Raw genomic sequence first — 18,765 nt, forward strand, 5'->3', positions numbered from 1 at the left:
CTGGGCTATTCATTTCTTTTTCCGTATTTTTGCACCCGAAAATTCATTATTCATTACTAATTATTAATTAAGATGCTTTCGGTTCAAAGTTTAGGATTACACCATTCAGGAAATTATTTATTTCAAAATGTCAATTTCACCATTAAAAAGGATGATAAAGTAGGTCTCGTTGGTAAAAACGGAGCGGGAAAATCCACTTTATTGAAAATGCTGTCCGGAGAAATTAATTTCTACGAAGGAGAAGTGGTGACTGAAGGGAGTGTTACCATTGGTTTCTTAAAACAGGATCTTGATTTCGTAAAAGGAAGAACGGTGTGGGCTGAAACCATGCAGGCTTTTGAGCAGATCAACGCCTGGAAAAATGAGCTTGAAGAAGTGAATCACCAAATGACGGTCAGAACGGACTATGAAAGTGATTCCTATACGGATCTGATTAATAAAATGACCGAACTGAATGACCTTTTGATGAACCATGATGCCTACAATCTTGAGGGTGACATGGAAAAAGTGTTATTTGGTTTAGGATTTAAAGCAGATGATTTCCAGAAAATTACCGATGAATTTTCCGGAGGATGGAGAATGAGAATCGAATTGGCAAAATTACTTCTTCAGAAGAATGATATCATGCTTCTCGATGAGCCTACCAACCACCTGGATATGGAATCTATCATCTGGCTGGAGAACTTCCTGAAAGACTATCCGGGAGCAATTGTTCTGGTAAGTCACGATAAACAGTTTATGACTGCGGTGTGTAACCGTACTTTCGATATCAACAACAGAAAAGTTGATGATTATAAAGCCAACTATTCCAAATATCTTGTCATGAGAGAAGATCGCCGTGAAAAACTGATTCAGGCTAAAAAGAATCAGGATGCGGAGATCAAGCAGATGGAAGATAACATTAATAAGTTCCGTGCAAGTGCTACAAAAGCATCTTTTGCGCAGTCACTTATTAAGAAACTAGATAAAATAGAACGTATTGAAGTTGATAACGAAGACGTTTCAAAATTCAATATCCGTTTCGTACAGTCTATGGTTCCCGGAAAGATCATCTTTGAAGCAGAACATCTGGGAAAAGCTTACGGACAAAAACAAATCTTTGATGATGTAGATTTTATCGTTCAGAGAGGAGACAGAATTGCTCTTTTGGGGCAAAACGGACAGGGGAAAACAACTTTAGCTAAAATTTTGGCGGGAGATATTAAAGATTATTCAGGAACATGGAATCTTGGACATAATGTTAATATCGGATACTTCGCACAGAATCAGGAAGAGGTTTTAACTCCTAATAAAACGGTTCTTGAAGAAGCGGAAGATGCTGCAACGGAAGAGACAAGACCTAGAGTAAGAGACTTATTAGGATCTTTCCTTTTCCAGGGAGATGCGGTTACCAAGAAAACCAAAGTGCTTTCCGGAGGAGAGAGAAACCGTCTGGCACTTTGTAAACTGTTACTTCGTCCTTTCAACACGTTGATCATGGACGAACCTACCAACCACTTGGATATCCAGTCTAAGGAAATTATCAAGCTTGCACTGCAAAACTTTGAAGGTACCTTAATTGTTATCTCGCACGACAGGGAATTTCTTCAGGGACTTTGTGATAAGATCTATGAGTTCCGTGACGGGAAAATGAAAGAATTCCTTGGAGATATCAACGAATATCTTGAATACAGACAAAAGGAAACGATCAGGGAGATTTCTGCAGAAAAAGCCAAACTTCATCAGGAAGTAAAGGTAGAACCTAAGAAAGTAGAAGAAAAACCAGCTGTTAACAGCCAATCTTCAAATATCGTTAGTAAAGAACAGAAAAATATTCAGAATAAAATCAAAAAGGTAGAAGAAAAAATTTCTGAGCTTGAAACAAAAGTAGAAGAGATGGAAGCTTCCTTTGCCAAAGAAAATCCATCTGATGAAACCTTGGAAAAATACAATAAAACTAAGGAAGAGCTGGATACAGCTCTGCAGGAGTGGGAATACCTTGGTACACAGCTAGATTAAATAAAATAGAAATGCTTCATAAACTAAAAATTATGAAGCATTTTTTTGTAACAAAATCATTTTCATTTCTACCAATTATCAATAGTTACAAGTAATTTAATAAAAGTTTAAGGAAACAATTAAATTATTTTCATAATTTTGAACCATGATTTTTAAAGAAAGCAGAAACCTAAAGAGTTTTATCTCCAAGCTATTGTTTGGGGTATATTTTCTCGCGCTGCTTTCTCAAAGCTTTCACCATCATGATTCGGTAGACTATTTTAAGGCTTTTAATCTTAAAAAAGTTGAGAACACGGTGACGAAAGCAGTTACTAAAGAGAAAGCTGGCGACTGTCTGGCCTGCCACTTTTTGGTGACCGGACATACATTAGCTCCTGAAGAATTCAGTTTTACTTTTGAGCATTACAGCCACGAGGTAAAACAAATCATTGCCATCCAGGAGAAAATCTGGTCTCAGACCAAATTCACTTTTCAGCTTCGGGGACCTCCCGCAATTTCATAATTCATAGATTCTATAGGGTTTAAAGTTTGATACTTTAAAGTTCAATGTTTAAGGTTTAAAGTTGTTGGAAAACGACTGATAGTTTGTAATTGATATTTAATTACAGCTTCTGATTTCTAACCTTTAATTTCTCATTAGACATTATACTTTTTATATTGTACAATGTACATTTTACAATTAAATTAGCCCTTCCCACAAATTTTAACGAAAAATGTACCCTATTGAAAAGGGTGCGCAATCAATCTATTTACAATGAAATTGATATATTGCCTGCTGCTGATCTTTTGCGGATCAGTATTTATAAGTGCACAAAAAACCTATACTGTAGAAGGAACCGTTCAGGATTTTCACGATAAAAGCTTATTGGAAAATGCTGTTATTAAAATCGGAAACTTTACAGCTAAAACCAATAAGAAAGGTAAATTTTCTTTTGACAAGATTCCTGCAGGGAAGTATACACTCATTGCGCAGCATCCTGATTGCGATGATTATACTGAAAATATAGGAGTTGATCAGGATGTTCAGCTGGTTATTACGCTGGAACACCATGTCAAGGATATTGAAACAGTTACCATTCATGGAAATCATAAAAATAATGGTTCTCTGGTGGTCAAAACAGTCAATAAATCTGATATTGAGAAAAATTCTACAGACAATCTGGGGAATTTATTATCTAAAATTTCAGGGGTGACGGCTTTAAAAACGGGAAATAATATTTCAAAACCCGTTATTCATGGTCTTTATGGAAGCCGTATCAGCATTCTGAACAATGGGGTACGTCTTGCTGAACAGGAATGGGGTGTAGAACATGCACCGAATGTTGATATCAATAATTTTCAGCATATTGATGTAATAAAAGGGGCTTCTGCTTTGAAATATGGAAGCGATGCCATTGGTGGAGTCGTGGTAATGGAGCCGGAAGTTTTCCCTAAAAAAGATACTATCAAAGGCTCAGTAGGGCTTACCGGAATTTCCAATGGAAGAGGTCTTGGCCTTGACGTGGATGTTGCCAAAGTCTGGAAAAACGGATGGGCAGTGAAGTCTGGTGGAAGTATCAAAAAACTGGGCGACCAGAGTGCTCCGAACTATAATCTGAAAAATACGGGGATGGACTTTTCTTCCTTCAATTTTACCGTTCAGAATAATACCTATGAAAGAGGAATTTCTTTTGATTATTATCTGACCAATCAGAATATTGGGATTTTAAGAGACTCACACGTTTCAACTTCTGAAGATTATGACAGGGCAATGACTGCTAATCCTCCTATTTATTCAGGTAAGTTCAGTTATGATATTGATAATCCAAGACAGGTTATTGAACATCATATTGCAAAAGTTTCCGCTTTTAAAAGGTTTGAAAATATAGGAAAACTATCTGCAACATACAGCTATCAGTATAACCACAGACAGGAATATGATATCAGAAGAGGTGAGCTGAGTGATACTCCTTCACTGGACCTGGAACTGATGACACATCAGTTTAATCTTAATGATTTATTAGAAAGAGAAAAATGGTCTTTAGAAACCGGAATTGATGCAGGTTTTCAAAACAATTATTCAGATCCGGCAACCAAGGCAAGACGTCTGATCCCGAATTATGATAAATATTCTGCAGGCGCATATTCTGTTTTTAAATATAAGATTTCCCCTGAATTCAATTTTGAAGCAGGAGCGAGATATGATTTTACCCGTTATGATGTTACCAAATGGTATGATAAAAGTGATTGGGAGAAATCATATGCAGATACTTATCCACAATTTTATGTGAAAACCGATCAGAACAGAGTACTGACACGTCCTCAGCTTAATTACAACAATGTTTCTTTCAATGCAGGTTTGGAATATCGTCCTAATGCTAATTTTGATCTGAAATTTAATTATGCAAAGGTGGGACGATCTCCGAATGTTGCTGAATTATTTTCAGACGGGCTGCATCACTCTGCAGGAGTGATCGAAACGGGAGATATGCGATTGAAAAATGAGCAGGGTCATCAGTTTAATTTAAATATAGATTCAAGGTTTAATGTTCTGAAAGGCTTGAATATTTCTGTGAATCCTTATTTCTTCATCACTAAAAACTTCATTAATGAAATTCCGGTGGGGATTAAAGGAACTATCAGAGGAGTATTCCCTGAATGGGTGTATCAGCAGATTGATGCGAAAATGTACGGAGTAGATCTGGATATCAACTGGAAACTTGCGGATGATCTTACCTATGTAGGAAAAGGAAGTTATGTATATGGACAGGATGATACTCACAATGAACCGTTGATCTTAATGATGCCACCTAATTTTTCCAATGCATTGCAGTTCAAAAAACAGAAATGGAATAATTTCTATTTCACTGTTGAAAATCAAACTTTTGTAAAGCAGACCAGATTTCCGATTCGAAATGCACCATTGGAACTCTATGTGAATGGCGAATTGGTAGATAAAGAAATCGATTTCAGTACGCCACCCAATGGATACTCACTTTGGAATATACAAACCGGAATCAACATCAGCAAAAATCTTTCTGCAGGACTTATCGTAAATAATCTTTTCAATACTTCGTACAGAGAATATCTGAACCGTTTGAGATTCTTTGCAGATGAGGCAGGAAGAAACTTTATTTTAAATTTTAGATACAAATTCTAAAAATTTCAAAAACAATTCAATCAAAATTTTACAATTTTAAAATTCTTAAAAAATGAAAAATCTATTCAATACTAAAAATATCATCAAATTATTAGCTGTTTTATTTATTACTGTTACTGCTGTGACCTCGTGTCAGAGGAATGGATCTGCAGAAGAAGATGACCTTCCTCAGGAAGAACTTACCAACATCCTTTTGTTGGTGACAGACGATGCTGCAGGAACTACCCAGACTTATGATTACAGTATCGGGGCAGGAGGAACACCTACCATTCCGCTTACAAATGGTAAGACCTATACTGTTCAGGCAAAATTTAAAAACGGAAATGAAGATGCTACTCAGGAAATTATTGATGCTAAAAACGAACACTTTTTAATTTTTGATTTTCCAAAATCTAATATTACAGTAGAAAGAGTAGATGGAAGTGATCTTAGAAGCGATGGAAAGAGAGTAGGATTAAGAACAAAATGGACCGTAGTAAAAGCTGTTGACGGAACTGCGCCATTCTTAAAATTAACGCTTATTCACTCTCCTCAAAGCGTAAATGATGCTAAATCAGGAACTGCCTGGGGAAGTGTAGTAGGAGGAGAAACTGATGCTGAGGCAAAATATAACCTAAGTAATTAGGATAATTAATCTTGTTTGGACCACCGGAATTCTCCGGTGGTTTTTTATTTAACAATATTTGGCGTTATAAGTTGATTTTAAATGGGTGATTTTCATAAAAAATTCATATTTTTGCAACCTAAAATTTTAATCAATAATGAAGGTTACCGCACAAAACCATGATGACGTAAGTGCATTGCTTACAGTAACATTGGAAAAATCTGACTACAAAGAAAAAGTAGAGAAGCAGTTGATTAATTATGCTAAAAATGCGCAAGTTCCTGGATTCAGAAAAGGGAAAGTGCCTTTGAGTATGGTTAAAAAACAATATGAAGCAGGTATTGCATTTGAAGAAATCAACAGACAGGTTTCTGATGCTTTAAACAACTATGTTAATGAAAACAAATTAAGATTAGTTGGTCAGCCTGTTCCTCAGCCAGTAAACGAATTAGATTACAATGCTGATCAATTAGAAGTTGCTTTCGAAGTAGGATATGAGCCTGAATTCACTATAGATTTAGCTAAATATGAAGCACCTCACTACAAAGTAGAAGCTTCTGACAAAGAAATCAGCAAGAGTATTGAAAACATGCAGAAGCGTTTCGCTGAGCAGGTTCCTCAAGATAAAATCACTAAAGATTCTTACATTGCTTTAGAAGTTTCTCAGGTTGTGGAAGAAGATGCTGAAGGAGAGCACCACCACCACCCAAAAAACCTTACCGTAACAGCTGAAAACAAAGAAGCTTTCAAATTGGTAAAAGGTTTGAAAATGGAAGGTTCTGTAAAAGTAACGAAAGAAACTCTTGCAGGTGACGAAGAATTAGCTAAAGAATTAGGATTCAGCAAAGAAGAAGTAGAGCACCTACACCACAATGAATTAGAAGTAAAAGTAAAAGATTTCTATACATTAAACTTAGCTGAACTTAACCAGGACTTATTCGATAAAGTATACGGAGAAGGAAATATCAAGACTGAAGAAGAACTTAAAGATAAAGTGAAAACTGAATTGGACGAGTACTTCCAGCAAAATGCTGATGTTCACTTTGTGAATAAAGTATTAGAGCAGGTAACTGATAAAGAAGAAGTAAAACTTCCTGAATCATTCCTTGTGAAGTGGTTATTATTCTCTAACCAGAACATCCAGTCTGAAGATCAGGCTAAAGAAATTCTTGAAGCTGAGAAAAACCAATTGAGATATCAGATCATCGAAGGTAAACTGATGACTGAAAACGAAATCAACCTTGACTATGCTGATGTATTGGCTCAGGCTGAACAGTTAGTTAAAAATCAATTGGCAATCTACGGAATCCACCACTTAGGTGATGAAGAAATCCAGAAATATGCTGTTGAAATGTTGAAAGACCAGGAGCAGGTAAGACAAATTTCTTCTGAAGTAGCTATGGCTAAATTGAAAGATGTAATTCTTGAAAAAGCCAGCAAAAAAGAAACTAAAATTTCTCACGACGAATTTTTAGAAGAACTTAAGAAATAATTATATCTGATATAAATATTTGAAAACCGTCATTTTTGGCGGTTTTTTTTATGATGTAAATATTAATCACTCATCATTCATCACTTATCATTCATCATTCATTATTTATCCGTATGTCCGCCAATATTCCTATATTTACCCTTTAAACTTTATTATAAATATGAAAAAGATCATCATTCCGTTTTTCTGTGCTGTACTTTTTTCGGTACCGGCAGCCGCTCAGAAGAAAGGAGCTGCATCTGCTAAAACAGAAGCTGTAAAATCCAAACTTACCTCTAAAGAAGTTATTGATAATTATTTCAAGGCATTAGGAGGGAAAGATAAACTGGAAGCTGTAAAATCTACCATTACTGACAACACAGTAGCTGTACAGGGAATGGAAATCCAAATGACAACTAAGAAATTAGGAAATAAATTCAAATCCGTACAAGCTTTTATGGGGAAGGAAATGATTCAGTTGTTTGACGGTGAGAAAGGATACTTTGATCAGATGGGAACTAAAACAGATATTCCTGCTGATAAGATCGCTGACCTGAAAAAAGGAAAACCCATTGATGCTCTGGCCTTTGATGCTTCAAACTTCCAGACTGTATCTACAGAGAAATTAGACGGAAAAGACTATAATGTATTGTCTTCGGATAAAGGAAAGTTTTATTTTGATGCAGGAACCGGACTTTTATATAAGACGGATGCAGGAGAAGGAAATGCAACCATTAAAAGTTATATGACTGTAGATGGAATACAGTTCCCTGCTGAACTGGATGCTGAAGGTGGAGGTCAGAAAATGACAATTAAAACGAACAAAGTTGTAATCAACTCCGGAGTTACGGATGCTGATTTTAAATAGAAAATCGCTTTTAAAGATATTAAACCGGGTATTTCCCGGTTTTTTTTGTATATGGAGAAGTTTAACTCAAATTTAACTATAAAATGAATTCTGTAATTTCTTCACATTGTGGATAATTGTTAGTTTTAAGCCGTAAATAAAATCAAATACCATGAAAAAAGTCTTATCTTCATTTGCGGTCATCTTTTTGATGTCAGTAAATGCCTTTGGACAGAATATTCCAGTGGATCCTTCTGTACGAATTGGTACCCTTTCCAACGGAATGAAGTACTACATCAAAAAAAATACGTTACCGGAAAAGAAAGTAGATTTCCGTCTGGCTATCAATGCCGGATCTATTCTTGAAGATGAAAATCAAAGAGGATTGGCTCACTTTATGGAGCACATGAACTTCAACGGAACTAAAAACTTTCCAGATAATAAATTAGTAGACTTTTTACAGTCTATCGGAGTGAAATTCGGACAGCACCTTAACGCTTATACCAGCTTTGACGAGACGGTTTATATGCTTCCCGTTCCATTGGATAAACCAGGAAACCTGGATGCCGGACTGAAAGTAATGGAAGACTGGGCCTTCAATGCAACCCTTTCTGATGAACAGATCAATAAAGAAAGAGGAGTAGTATTGGAAGAGCTAAGATTGGGTCTTGGAGCTGATAAGAGAATGATGGATAAATATCTTCCGAAGTTTTTATATAAATCTCAATATGCAGACCGACTTCCGATTGGCAAAAAAGAAGTGTTGGAAAACTTCAAACCTGATGTGATCAGAAAATTTCACCAGGATTGGTACAGACCGGATCTGATGGCCATCATTGTTGTAGGAGATATCAACGTGGATGAAATTGAAAAAAAGATAAAAGATAACTTCAGCAAATATAAAAACCCTTCAAAACCCAGAGAAAGAAAATCTTTCGATCTTCCGAACCACAAAGAAACTCTGGTAGCTATTGAAACAGATCCTGATGCTACCAATTCTATGGTACAGTTTATCATGAAAGATGCTGATGCCTACAAACCGGATGTAACGGTAGAGCAGTACAATCAGAGTCTTGTTGAAAATCTTTCAACAACGATGCTTAACAATAGATTGAGAGAACTGATCAATTCTACAAACCCGCCTTTTACTTTCGGATCAGTATATCACGGAGGAACTTATGCAAGAAGCAAGGAAGCTTTCCAGGGATTTGCCATGGTGAAAGAAGGAAACCAGCTGAATGCACTGAAAGTTTTACTGGAAGAGGTTGAAAGAGCAAAAAGATTCGGATTTACCCAATCTGAACTCGATAGAGCGAAATCTCAGGTATTATCCAACCTTGAGAGATCTTATAACAACAGAGATAAGACAGAAAGCGATATGCTGGTAGGTGAGTATGTAAGAAATTTCCTGGAGCAGGAGCCAATACCTGGAATTGCGTGGGAATATGAAGACACCAAGTCTTTCTTACCATCGGTTACCCTTGCACAGACCAACGAAATCATCAAAAAAATGGTGAAAGATGACAGCAGGGTGATTGTGATTACAGGTCCTAAAAAAGATAATATTACCATGCCTACAGAAGCAATGGTTCTGAATACATTCGACGCTGTAAAAATGGCTGATCTGAAACCTTATGAAGAAAAGGCTACCATCAAAAATTTAGTAAAACCTTTCAAATCTGAAGGAAAAATTGCTAAAACAGAAACGGATACCAAGCTGGGAACAACAACCTGGACATTAAGTAATGGTGCTAAAGTAACTTTCAAGAAAACTGATTTTAAAGATGACGAAATTGTATTTACTGCAAGAAGCTTAGGAGGAAGTTCTCTTATTCCGGATGCAGATTACAATAAGACACAATTTGCTTTCTCTGCATTAACAGAAGCTGGAGTAGGCGGATTCTCAAAAGCGGATCTTACCAACTATCTTGCCGGTAAGCAGGTGAATGTAAATCCTATGGTAACCTCACTTTTTGAGGGGGTTTCCGGAAGAACAACCCAAAAAGATTTAGGAACAGCCATGGAGCTGATGTATGCTTATTTTACAAACTTAAATTACAACCCGGCTTCATTCAATGCATACAAAGAAAAGCAGTCTGCAATGCTGAATAACCTGTTGTCTAACCCTCAGGCTTATTTCTCTAACGAGCATGCTAAATTCATGAATCAAAAGAACCCTAGATTTATTGGTGTATTCCCAATGGAAAAAGACTGGGCCAATACCGACTATAAAAAAGCATACGATATCTATAAAGATAAATTTGCCAATGCCGGAAACTTCCAGTTCTATTTTGTAGGAAATATTGACGAAGCGAAGTTTAAAAATGAAGTCCTTCAGTATATTGCAAGCTTACCATCATCAGGGAAAGCTACAATGTTCAAAGATACCGGATACAGAACAATGACCGGAGATTATACAAAAGTGTATAAAAAAGGAAAAGATCCTAAGAGTATGGTATCTATCTCGTATAGTGGAGAAGCTCCGTACAATGAAAAAGAAGCTTTAGCATTATCAGCTCTTGGAGAAGTGGCTACCATAAAAGTTATCGAAAAACTTAGAGAAGACGAAAGCGGTATCTACGGTGGAGGTGCAAGAGGAGGTATGAACAAAATTCCTTATGGTACTTACAGCTTTGGAATTAACTTCCCTTGTGGTCCGGAAAATGCAGATAAACTGACAAAGAGTGCTATTACTGAGCTTCAGAAGCTGATTGATAATGGCCCGGAGCAAAAAGATCTGGATAAGTACAAAGAAGGAGAATACAATGACAATAAAACAGAATTGAAAGACAATATGTTCTGGATGAATGCTATTGCTAAAAACCAGCTAGACGGAAGTGATAAATATGACATCCTGAATTATCAGGAAAAAGTAAAAGCGCTTACCGTAAAGGATCTTCAGGATGTCGCTAAAAAATATCTTACAAAAGGTAGAATTGTAGCGACTTTGATGCCGGAAGACGGTTGGGAAAAAGCTAAAAAAGAGGAAACTAAAAAAGCAGAAGTTACTACTGTAAAAGCAGGAGCTGTTAACTAGTCATACTTTTTACTTACAATAAGAAAACCGCAGAGAAATCTGCGGTTTTTGTTATTTAATTCAAATCCTGATCGGTTAAGAACCATATTCTTTTTTCCATTCATCAGCAGCCCCGCTCAGAACATTGTAAAATTCTTCGCCATATTTTCTGATCAATGGAGTCTTTAAAAACTTATAGACAGGAACCTGAAGTTCTTTTCCAAGCGTACACGCATCGCTGCATACATTCCATTCATGATAATTCAAAGCAGTGAATGCAGAATATTCTGTAACGCGAATAGGATAGAGATGGCAGGAAATTGGCTTCTGCCAGTCTACAGCACCATCTTCATAGGCTTTTTCAATACCACATTTGGTAATTCCTTTTTCGTCGAATGTTACATAAGCACATTCGCGGTTTTCTACCATAGGAGTAACATACATTCCGTCGTGCGGGTCAGTAGTCCATGTTCCTTGCTCTTCAAGGGCTTTGATGCCTTCCTGAGTAAGGTAAGGTTTTATTTTATCAAAAATACTGTCCAATATTTCAAGCTCGTTTTTATCCAACGGAGCTCCTACATCTCCTTCCACACAACATGCACCTTTACATTTTGTAAGGTTGCAAACAAATTCTTCGGAAAAAATTTCCTCAGAAATCAATTTATCGTCTATCTGAATCATAATTTTCTAAAATAAATCAAAAACTGTACCTGCTTTAAAGGTCAGTAAACTAATAATAATAAGCCATACACTGGCTTCACGCATCCAGTATTTAGGCAAAAATCTCATCATTCTGCTTAAGATAATGCTTGAAGGAAATGCCAGAAGCAGCAGATATTCATAGCTCTTATTCATATACAGGATGATGGAAACAAGCTGTGCCATCGAAAAGACCAACAGGAAAGTATATTTATATCTGCTTATCGGGCTTTTTTTATTATAATTTTTAAAATGGTCATATACTGCATAAATAAGCATCAGAACCACAGGGATCAGTGGCAGAAGCTCCGTATAATCCGTTACTGGTTTCATCTTTCCAAACGGGAAATAATCTATATTCCAGGAAGTAAACTGAACAAAATACATCACAGAGAAATAACTGAAGGTAATCAGAACAATTCCCAGCAGGAATCTGAAAAGGTTCAATGTGATTTTAGCAGAGGTCGCAATCACATGAATGATCACAAAAACAGCCATCGGCCACGTGGTAGGAAGGAAAATAAAGTTTAATGCTACAATAGATCCTACCAATACATACGACTTCTTTCTGATATCTTCATCCGCACTGGTCAGAAGAAGGATAAGAAAGGAGTTTGTAAGCAGCGAAACCGCAATTCCTATATCCAGATTTCCGGGATACAGCCCGAAAATGAAAAAAGTATATAAAAATAATGGGAGATGCGTCTGATAATTAAGGGCAATACTGTGAAAACAAAAATATCCCAAAGCAATTCCCAGAAAAGTTATTCCGGCAACAATGGCTTCATAAGTGTTGAAATTCAGTATGTTAAATATTATGACTACTAAAAGAAGAAAACCAATATAAACAGGAATTGAAAAAATATTGCTTTCTTTTGAAAGTAATTTAAACATTTTTTATAAATTTGTACAAAGTTAATTTAAAAAAGGAAAATAATGACGTCTTTCTTTCTATTCTTAAGTAAAGTTTTCAAATGGACTTTCGGTTTCTTTGATACTTTCGGTAATGTTTTAAACTGGATCTTATTTGCAGTTTGCTGTGTATTATTTACTTATTGGTGCTATGTACTTGTAGTAACATTAGGTGGAGACAAAGACAAAGACTATTATTCTCCAACGGAAGGTAAGCACCCTTACTACGATCCGAATATCTACAAAAAAGAAGGTTAATTAATTGGTTATATAGTAAAAAACCGATCAGACAATATGCTCTGATCGGTTTTTTTATTACTAACGATTAAAATTTCTTTTTCTTAGTCGTGAATTGGAAGTACCAAAACAGGAATACTTGAACTTTTAGTAATTCCTTTGGTTAAGCTTCCCACGAATACATCATAAATTCCGCTTCTGCCATGAGATCCCATCACAATATAATCTGCATTTTTTGCCTTTGCATGTTCCAGAATGATGTCTTTGGCAAGCCCTTGTTTTAAAAGGTGTTCGCAATCAATATCATGAGCAATGATTCTCTGCTCAATTTTATTAAGCTGTACCAGCTCTTCTCTGATTTCATTGGCTTCTACTTCAGGAAAATATTGAAATCCCATATCGCCAATGGCAAAGCCGATATCTGATGGCGCTACATGAATCAGGTAAATTCTGCCGTTAAGCTGTTTTGCAAATTTTATGGCACCGTCTACCAATTGGTCTGTCTTGTCCCCAAAATCTACGGGTACTACAATATTTATCATAACCTCTAATTTTGTTACCTAAAGATAGGGAAAATTTGTCAGACTCTGATGTTAAATACTTATAATATTCGGATATCAAGGATTTTTTCTTCTTCAAGATAAGCCTCCAGAATATCATTTTCATCTACTTTTCCAACTCCTTTTGGAGTTCCTGTGAAGATAAGGTCACCTACTCTTAACGTAAAATACTGAGAAGCGAAGGCAATGATTTCATCAAAATTGAACATCATATCCTTTGTATTACCATCCTGTACTTTCTCTTTGTTCTTTAACAATGAAAACTGAAGGGTCTCAAGGCTGAAGTTATCTTTTTTAAAGAAACTGCTTACTACTGCAGAACCGTCAAAACCTTTAGCAAGCTCCCATGGAAGCCCTTTTGATTTTAGCTCACTCTGAAGATCTCTCGCTGTGAAATCTATTCCCAGAGCTATTTCCTCATAATGCTTATTGGCTGTTTCTTTCTGAATATATTTTCCCCCTTTGGAAATTTTTAATACCACTTCAAGTTCGTAGTGAATGTCATTTGAAAATTCAGGGATGTAAAAATCATTTCCTTTCAGAACCGCTGTATCCGGTTTCATAAAAATAACGGGATTTTCAGGAATTTCATTTCCTAATTCTTTCGCGTGTTCACTGTAGTTTCTTCCTATGCAGATTATTTTCATAACTTAATTAATTTACTTTACCTTTAAAATATCCTTTACCTTCTTCTATATATTTTTCAGGACCATATCTTCTTTGAACTTTGAGTTCAGTATATCCGAAGATGCTATCTCCTTTTTGATAAGATTCTTTATCCAGAATAAGTTTACTGTCCAAAACTTTATAATATTCTCCCGTGTCCAAAAAATCAAAAAGTTTTATATCGTCAGTATAAGAATAGGGAGAGATTTTATATCTGTTTTGAAAAATATCTATCTGAAAACCACCACCGCTGAAACCATCTCCAACAGAAAATGTAACGTTTAGCATTGGATTTTCATTAATAGAGCACATATAATATGCTGGACTTATACTGTCTGATTTTGTCTTAAAATCATTGGTTTTAATATCTTCACTCTCTGAACCCCAGATATTTGTTTGTTTTTGCTGATCAAAAGATTTAAAAAGAGGTTTCTGGCTTAAACTACGATCAACTTCTACACTGTTCCATACCAATAAGAATTTTCCTATTATGAAAACAAGAAAGCCAAGAATAACAATGAGAAAAATCTTTCCAATTTTTTTGACCATATTAAACCTTAATGGGAGAACTCATTTCCGCAATAGTAACATTTGAATTTATGACTCGTCAGAAAAGAAATTCCAAAGAAGCTGGTGGCGCTGTCATCTCTGTAAATATGATTGGAACCGCATTTCGGGCAGACAAAATCAAACTCAGGATCTTCAATGGTGTGTTCTACTTCCAGCGAATACTGTTCATTGTCCTTATAATCCTGCAATACCTGCTTGGCCTTTGCCAGATCTTCTTCAAAAACCTGAAGTTGTATTCCGCCTACCGCTTGTGACAAAAGCCAATCCGACTGGATAAGCTGTTCATTCGCAATGAAGCTGTTGATATCGTTTTCAGCCAATATCTGTTTGTCCCTGTTAGCTTCAAGGGCAGTTTCATAAAATTTAAAACGAACCAGATCAGACATATTTAAAATCTGCTTGAGAGTTGAATTTTTGTAAAAACTTTCTTCGTATACAACGGAAAGTCAGCATTCTGAAGCCATCCGAAATATCCTAAATCTTTTTGGAATACCGCTTTCACGCCCTGGCCTTTATATTTTCCAAAGTTGAAAACTTCTTCCATTTTTTCGTTATATCCGATAAATCCGGCAAGATCTGCATTCTTATTATGGAATGTAAACTCACTTAGCGGTGCTATTTCATTCGGAATATCATCGTATTTTCCTACTTGTGCATCTAGAACTTCAAACGTTGCCATGACATCAGCTTCTGCAGAATGGGCATTTTCCAGTGTTTTTCCACAGTAAAACTGATAAGCAGCTCCTAAATTTCTAGGTTCTTTTTTATGGAAAATAGTCTGCGCATCTACTAATCTGAATTTACTCAGATCAAAATCCATTCCTACTCTTAAAAGCTCTTCAGCTAAAAGCGGAACATCAAACCTGTTGGAATTAAATCCTCCCAAGTCACTTCCGGTAATCATTTCCATAATTTTAGAAGCAATATCTCTGAAGGTGGGTGCATCTTTTACATCTTCATCATAAATTCCGTGGATCTCACTGCTTTCTTTAGGAATAAGCATTTCTGGGTTGACGCGCCATGTTTTGCTTTCTCTGGAAGCATCAGGATTTACTTTTAAGATACAGATTTCAACAATTCTGTCTTTTCCGATGTTGGTTCCTGTTGTTTCAAGGTCAAAAATACAAAGTGGTTTATGGAGTTTTAAATTCATGTTGATGATTAATAATTTGAAAATGTGTTTTACTTAAAATAAGGTGATAAAAACCTTATGTAAATTCTTTAATTTCTATTTTAACTGTCCCTGAAAAACAAGAGACACCAATATATAATAAATAACAAGCATCGGAATTCCTACCACCTGAAACAGGGCAAGAATAGCAATACCTCCTACTAGTAATACAACTTTAGGGTAATTATCTTTTAGTTGTTTGGATTTGAATTTCATCGCCATCATCTTAATCGGGCTGATCAGAAGCCATGAGGTAAGAAGAGTCAGAAGAATCAGCAGCAACTCATTATTGAACAAAAAGCTGAAAGTTCCGGTTTCTTTGAATGCATAATAGAGACCAAACAGTAAAACCGTATTGGTAGGCGTATTCAATCCTTTGAAATAATAACGCTGCTCTTCATCAAGGTTAAAGATGGCAAGTCTCAGGCAGGAAAATACCGTAACGATCAATCCGAGATATTTGATTTCAAACGGAAAGTGAATCCCAATGAGCTCTGCACCAAACGGTTCAAGAGCTTTATACATAGTAAGTCCCGGAATGACCCCAAAGCTTACCATATCCGCAAGAGAATCCAGCTGAAGTCCCAGATTGGAATTTGATTTTAAAGCTCTGGCTACAAAGCCGTCGAAAAAATCGAAAATAGAAGAGAGAATAAGACAGATCGCAGTCGTCTGATAATCTCCTAAAATTAGATGTATTGCTCCTATACAGCCTGCAAATAAGTTAGCCAGGGTTAAGGCATTGGCCAGATTATTCTTTATAAAATCCATAACCACAAAATTACAGTTTTTAAAAATTCTAACTCAAAATAATCTGCACTAAAAAATGCATTAAAGTGTTTTTGATGTAAATTTGCCCCATGAAATTTTTAAAAGGATTTAGAAAACAGGAAGTTCTGGCATTAGTTTACAGGATTTTTTTAGCCTATGTTTTTTATCAGATTGCCAGACTTTTATTCTGGTATTTTAATAAAGATCTGATTAAAGTTGACTCTGTTTCAGAATACATAAAGCTGGCCTTCCATGGTACGGCTTTCGATACCACTGCTATTTTATATGTCAATGCATTGTTTATACTCCTTAGTTTATTGCCTTTGGTGATCAATACAAAAAAGGTCTTTCAGAAAATTCTTTTCTGGCTGTATTTTATCACGAACGGGATTGCTTATGCGATGAATTTCGGGGATTTTATTTACTATAAATTTGCACAGGCAAGACTTACCTCTGCCGTATTTCAGGTGGCAGAACATGAATCCAATGTCTCCCAAACGCTGATGATCTCTGTGGGAGAGCATCCTTTTGTGCTGATTTGGTTTATTGTTTTAATGGGATTGTGGGTTTTCCTTTACAAAAGAGTAAAAGTGGAGGAGGCGAAACCTTTAAAATTAGTTCCTTATTTTATTACTTCCATTATTACGCTGTGTCTCACTGCGGTATTGGTGGTAGGAGGAATAAGAGGAGATTTCAAACACAGTACAAGACCTATTAATATGGTGGATGCTACCCGTTTTGTAACAAATCCACTGCAGGGAAATATGGTGCTCAACAGTACATTCTCCTTTTTCAGGACTTTAAATACCAATAATTTTAAGGAAGTTCATTTCGTAGATGAAAAATATATCGAAGAAAATGTACAGCCTTATAAAGTATATGACAGAAAAGTTGAAAACCGACCTAATATCGTTATTTTCATTGTAGAATCTTTTGGAAGAGAGTATTCCGGAGCGTTCAATAAAGATAAAAATATTAAAGATTACGTTTCTTACACACCGTTTATGGACAGTCTGGCTGGCCAGAGTTTGATTTTTCCCAATACTTTTGCGAATGGAAGACAGTCAATTCATGGAATGAGCAGCGTATTGGCCGGAATTCCAAGTCTTACGGATGCATTTACCGGATCACCTTATTCCAACCAGAAAATTCAGTCTATTGTGTCTGTTTGTAATGATCTTGGATATGATACTTCTTTTTATCACGGTGCACCGAATGGTTCCATGGGCTTCCTTGGATTTGGAAATATTTTAGGATTTAAACACTATTTCGGAAAAACAGAATACAACCATGATGAAGATTTCGATGGAATGTGGGCCATATGGGATGAACCTTTCCTCCAGTATTTTGCTAAGAATGTAGGAAAGAAACAACCTTTTATGACTACCGTATTTACGGCATCATCACATCACCCTTTTAAAGTGCCTGAAAAATATAATGGTAAATTTAAAAAAGGAAAGATTGAAATCCATGAGCCGATGCAGTATACGGATTATGCCATCAAACAATATTTTGAAACGGCTAAAAAGCAACCCTGGTATAACAATACCATCTTTGTTTTCACCGGAGATCATACCAATCAGGTGTATTACCCGGAATACGAAAGAGCGATGAACCGTTATGCCGTTCCATTGGTTTTTTATTCTCCGAATCCTGCCTATCAGCTGAAAGGAGTAAATCAGGAAATAGCACAGCAGGCGGACATATATCCTACATTGGCTGATCTTATCGGGTATAACAAACCTATCAGAAGTTGGGGAAGAAGTCTGGTAAGTGATAAAAAGTATCCTTTTATCGTTGTAAATTCAGATGGAAGTACAGATCAGTTTATGATCGGGAATTACATTTACCGCTTTGACGGAAAAGAAATTATCGGTGTGTATGATAAATCTGACCTGAGTCTTGAGAAAAATATACTCAATGAGGTTAAAAATGCTGAAGTGGAGCAGGGGAAGAAAACCGCAAAAGCATGGTATCAGGATTATATGGATAGAGTTATTAACAGGAAACTGTATTAAAAATGGTTAGCCGGGAATCGGCTTTCCTGCTTTTCTTTAGCTCTTTATGCTTTGTATAATAAAAGTTTTTGTTCGTTGAAAATTAA

Annotated in this window: 17 protein-coding genes; 9 read left to right on the plus strand and 8 right to left on the minus strand. The window is 36.0% G+C overall.

Features of this window, described 5'->3' with window-relative positions; all coding sequences use genetic code 11:
• The first annotated feature begins 72 nt into the window (after positions 1-72).
• The 7 genes from ACLMCG_RS15360 to ACLMCG_RS15390 all read left to right on the plus strand — a co-directional run bounded on the left by ACLMCG_RS15360 (position 73) and on the right by ACLMCG_RS15390 (position 11,096).
• A complete protein-coding gene (locus tag ACLMCG_RS15360; protein WP_413960006.1) occupies positions 73-1,998 on the plus strand; it encodes an ABC-F family ATP-binding cassette domain-containing protein in 1,926 nt (641 codons plus the stop codon).
• A gap of 145 nt (positions 1,999-2,143) precedes the next feature.
• Positions 2,144-2,500: a hypothetical protein gene (locus ACLMCG_RS15365; RefSeq protein WP_184557038.1), complete on the plus strand. Its 357-nt coding sequence runs from the start codon at positions 2,144-2,146 to the stop codon at positions 2,498-2,500.
• A gap of 252 nt (positions 2,501-2,752) precedes the next feature.
• On the plus strand, positions 2,753-5,137 hold the full coding sequence (locus ACLMCG_RS15370) for a TonB-dependent receptor (protein ID WP_413960005.1): 2,385 nt from the start codon (positions 2,753-2,755) through the stop codon (positions 5,135-5,137).
• A gap of 52 nt (positions 5,138-5,189) precedes the next feature.
• Positions 5,190-5,762 carry a hypothetical protein gene (locus ACLMCG_RS15375; RefSeq protein ID WP_223599970.1) on the plus strand — a complete coding sequence of 191 codons (573 nt, stop codon included), beginning with the start codon at positions 5,190-5,192 and terminating at the stop codon, positions 5,760-5,762.
• 136 nt (positions 5,763-5,898) lie between these two features.
• Entirely contained in the window at positions 5,899-7,233 is a 1,335-nt protein-coding gene (locus ACLMCG_RS15380) for a trigger factor (RefSeq protein ID WP_413960004.1), read from the plus strand.
• Positions 7,234-7,393: 160 nt separating this feature from the next.
• Positions 7,394-8,080 (plus strand): hypothetical protein, encoded by a 687-nt coding sequence (locus ACLMCG_RS15385; protein ID WP_223599972.1) that lies wholly within the window; start codon positions 7,394-7,396, stop codon positions 8,078-8,080.
• Between the two features lie 151 nt (positions 8,081-8,231).
• Positions 8,232-11,096: a M16 family metallopeptidase gene (locus ACLMCG_RS15390; RefSeq protein WP_413960003.1), complete on the plus strand. Its 2,865-nt coding sequence runs from the start codon at positions 8,232-8,234 to the stop codon at positions 11,094-11,096.
• A 75-nt stretch (positions 11,097-11,171) separates the two neighbouring features.
• Here the strand turns inward: ACLMCG_RS15390 and ACLMCG_RS15395 are convergent, their stop codons facing one another.
• A complete protein-coding gene (locus ACLMCG_RS15395; RefSeq protein ID WP_047378893.1) occupies positions 11,172-11,756 on the minus strand; it encodes a DUF3109 family protein in 585 nt (194 codons plus the stop codon).
• A 6-nt stretch (positions 11,757-11,762) separates the two neighbouring features.
• Positions 11,763-12,668, minus strand: a complete 906-nt coding sequence (locus tag ACLMCG_RS15400; RefSeq protein WP_047386638.1) for a DUF6427 family protein — start codon at positions 12,666-12,668, stop codon at positions 11,763-11,765.
• 42 nt (positions 12,669-12,710) lie between these two features.
• Between ACLMCG_RS15400 and ACLMCG_RS15405 the strand changes: the two genes are divergently transcribed.
• Positions 12,711-12,944 (plus strand): DUF6341 family protein, encoded by a 234-nt coding sequence (locus tag ACLMCG_RS15405; RefSeq protein WP_149833408.1) that lies wholly within the window; start codon positions 12,711-12,713, stop codon positions 12,942-12,944.
• An 83-nt stretch (positions 12,945-13,027) separates the two neighbouring features.
• Here the strand turns inward: ACLMCG_RS15405 and ACLMCG_RS15410 are convergent, their stop codons facing one another.
• The 6 genes from ACLMCG_RS15410 to ACLMCG_RS15435 all read right to left on the minus strand — a co-directional run bounded on the left by ACLMCG_RS15410 (position 13,028) and on the right by ACLMCG_RS15435 (position 16,661).
• Positions 13,028-13,465, minus strand: a complete 438-nt coding sequence (locus ACLMCG_RS15410) for a universal stress protein (protein ID WP_142717734.1) — start codon at positions 13,463-13,465, stop codon at positions 13,028-13,030.
• Between the two features lie 59 nt (positions 13,466-13,524).
• The gene (locus ACLMCG_RS15415; protein ID WP_413960002.1) at positions 13,525-14,130 is read right to left on the minus strand and encodes a fumarylacetoacetate hydrolase family protein; all 606 of its coding nucleotides are present in this window, start codon (positions 14,128-14,130) and stop codon (positions 13,525-13,527) included.
• A 7-nt stretch (positions 14,131-14,137) separates the two neighbouring features.
• Complete coding sequence (locus tag ACLMCG_RS15420) at positions 14,138-14,698, minus strand: hypothetical protein (RefSeq protein ID WP_413960001.1); 561 nt, start codon at positions 14,696-14,698, stop codon at positions 14,138-14,140.
• Between the two features lie 8 nt (positions 14,699-14,706).
• Entirely contained in the window at positions 14,707-15,105 is a 399-nt protein-coding gene (locus ACLMCG_RS15425) for a hypothetical protein (protein ID WP_413960000.1), read from the minus strand.
• 2 nt (positions 15,106-15,107) lie between these two features.
• Positions 15,108-15,872 (minus strand): 3'-5' exonuclease, encoded by a 765-nt coding sequence (locus tag ACLMCG_RS15430; protein WP_047378883.1) that lies wholly within the window; start codon positions 15,870-15,872, stop codon positions 15,108-15,110.
• A 75-nt stretch (positions 15,873-15,947) separates the two neighbouring features.
• Positions 15,948-16,661, minus strand: a complete 714-nt coding sequence (locus ACLMCG_RS15435) for a CDP-alcohol phosphatidyltransferase family protein (protein WP_413959999.1) — start codon at positions 16,659-16,661, stop codon at positions 15,948-15,950.
• An 89-nt stretch (positions 16,662-16,750) separates the two neighbouring features.
• Between ACLMCG_RS15435 and ACLMCG_RS15440 the strand changes: the two genes are divergently transcribed.
• Positions 16,751-18,679, plus strand: a complete 1,929-nt coding sequence (locus ACLMCG_RS15440) for an LTA synthase family protein (RefSeq protein WP_223599980.1) — start codon at positions 16,751-16,753, stop codon at positions 18,677-18,679.
• Positions 18,680-18,765: the final 86 nt, after the last annotated feature.

It is taken from the genome of Chryseobacterium sp. S90, assembly GCF_047444895.1.
GTDB lineage: Bacteria > Bacteroidota > Bacteroidia > Flavobacteriales > Weeksellaceae > Chryseobacterium.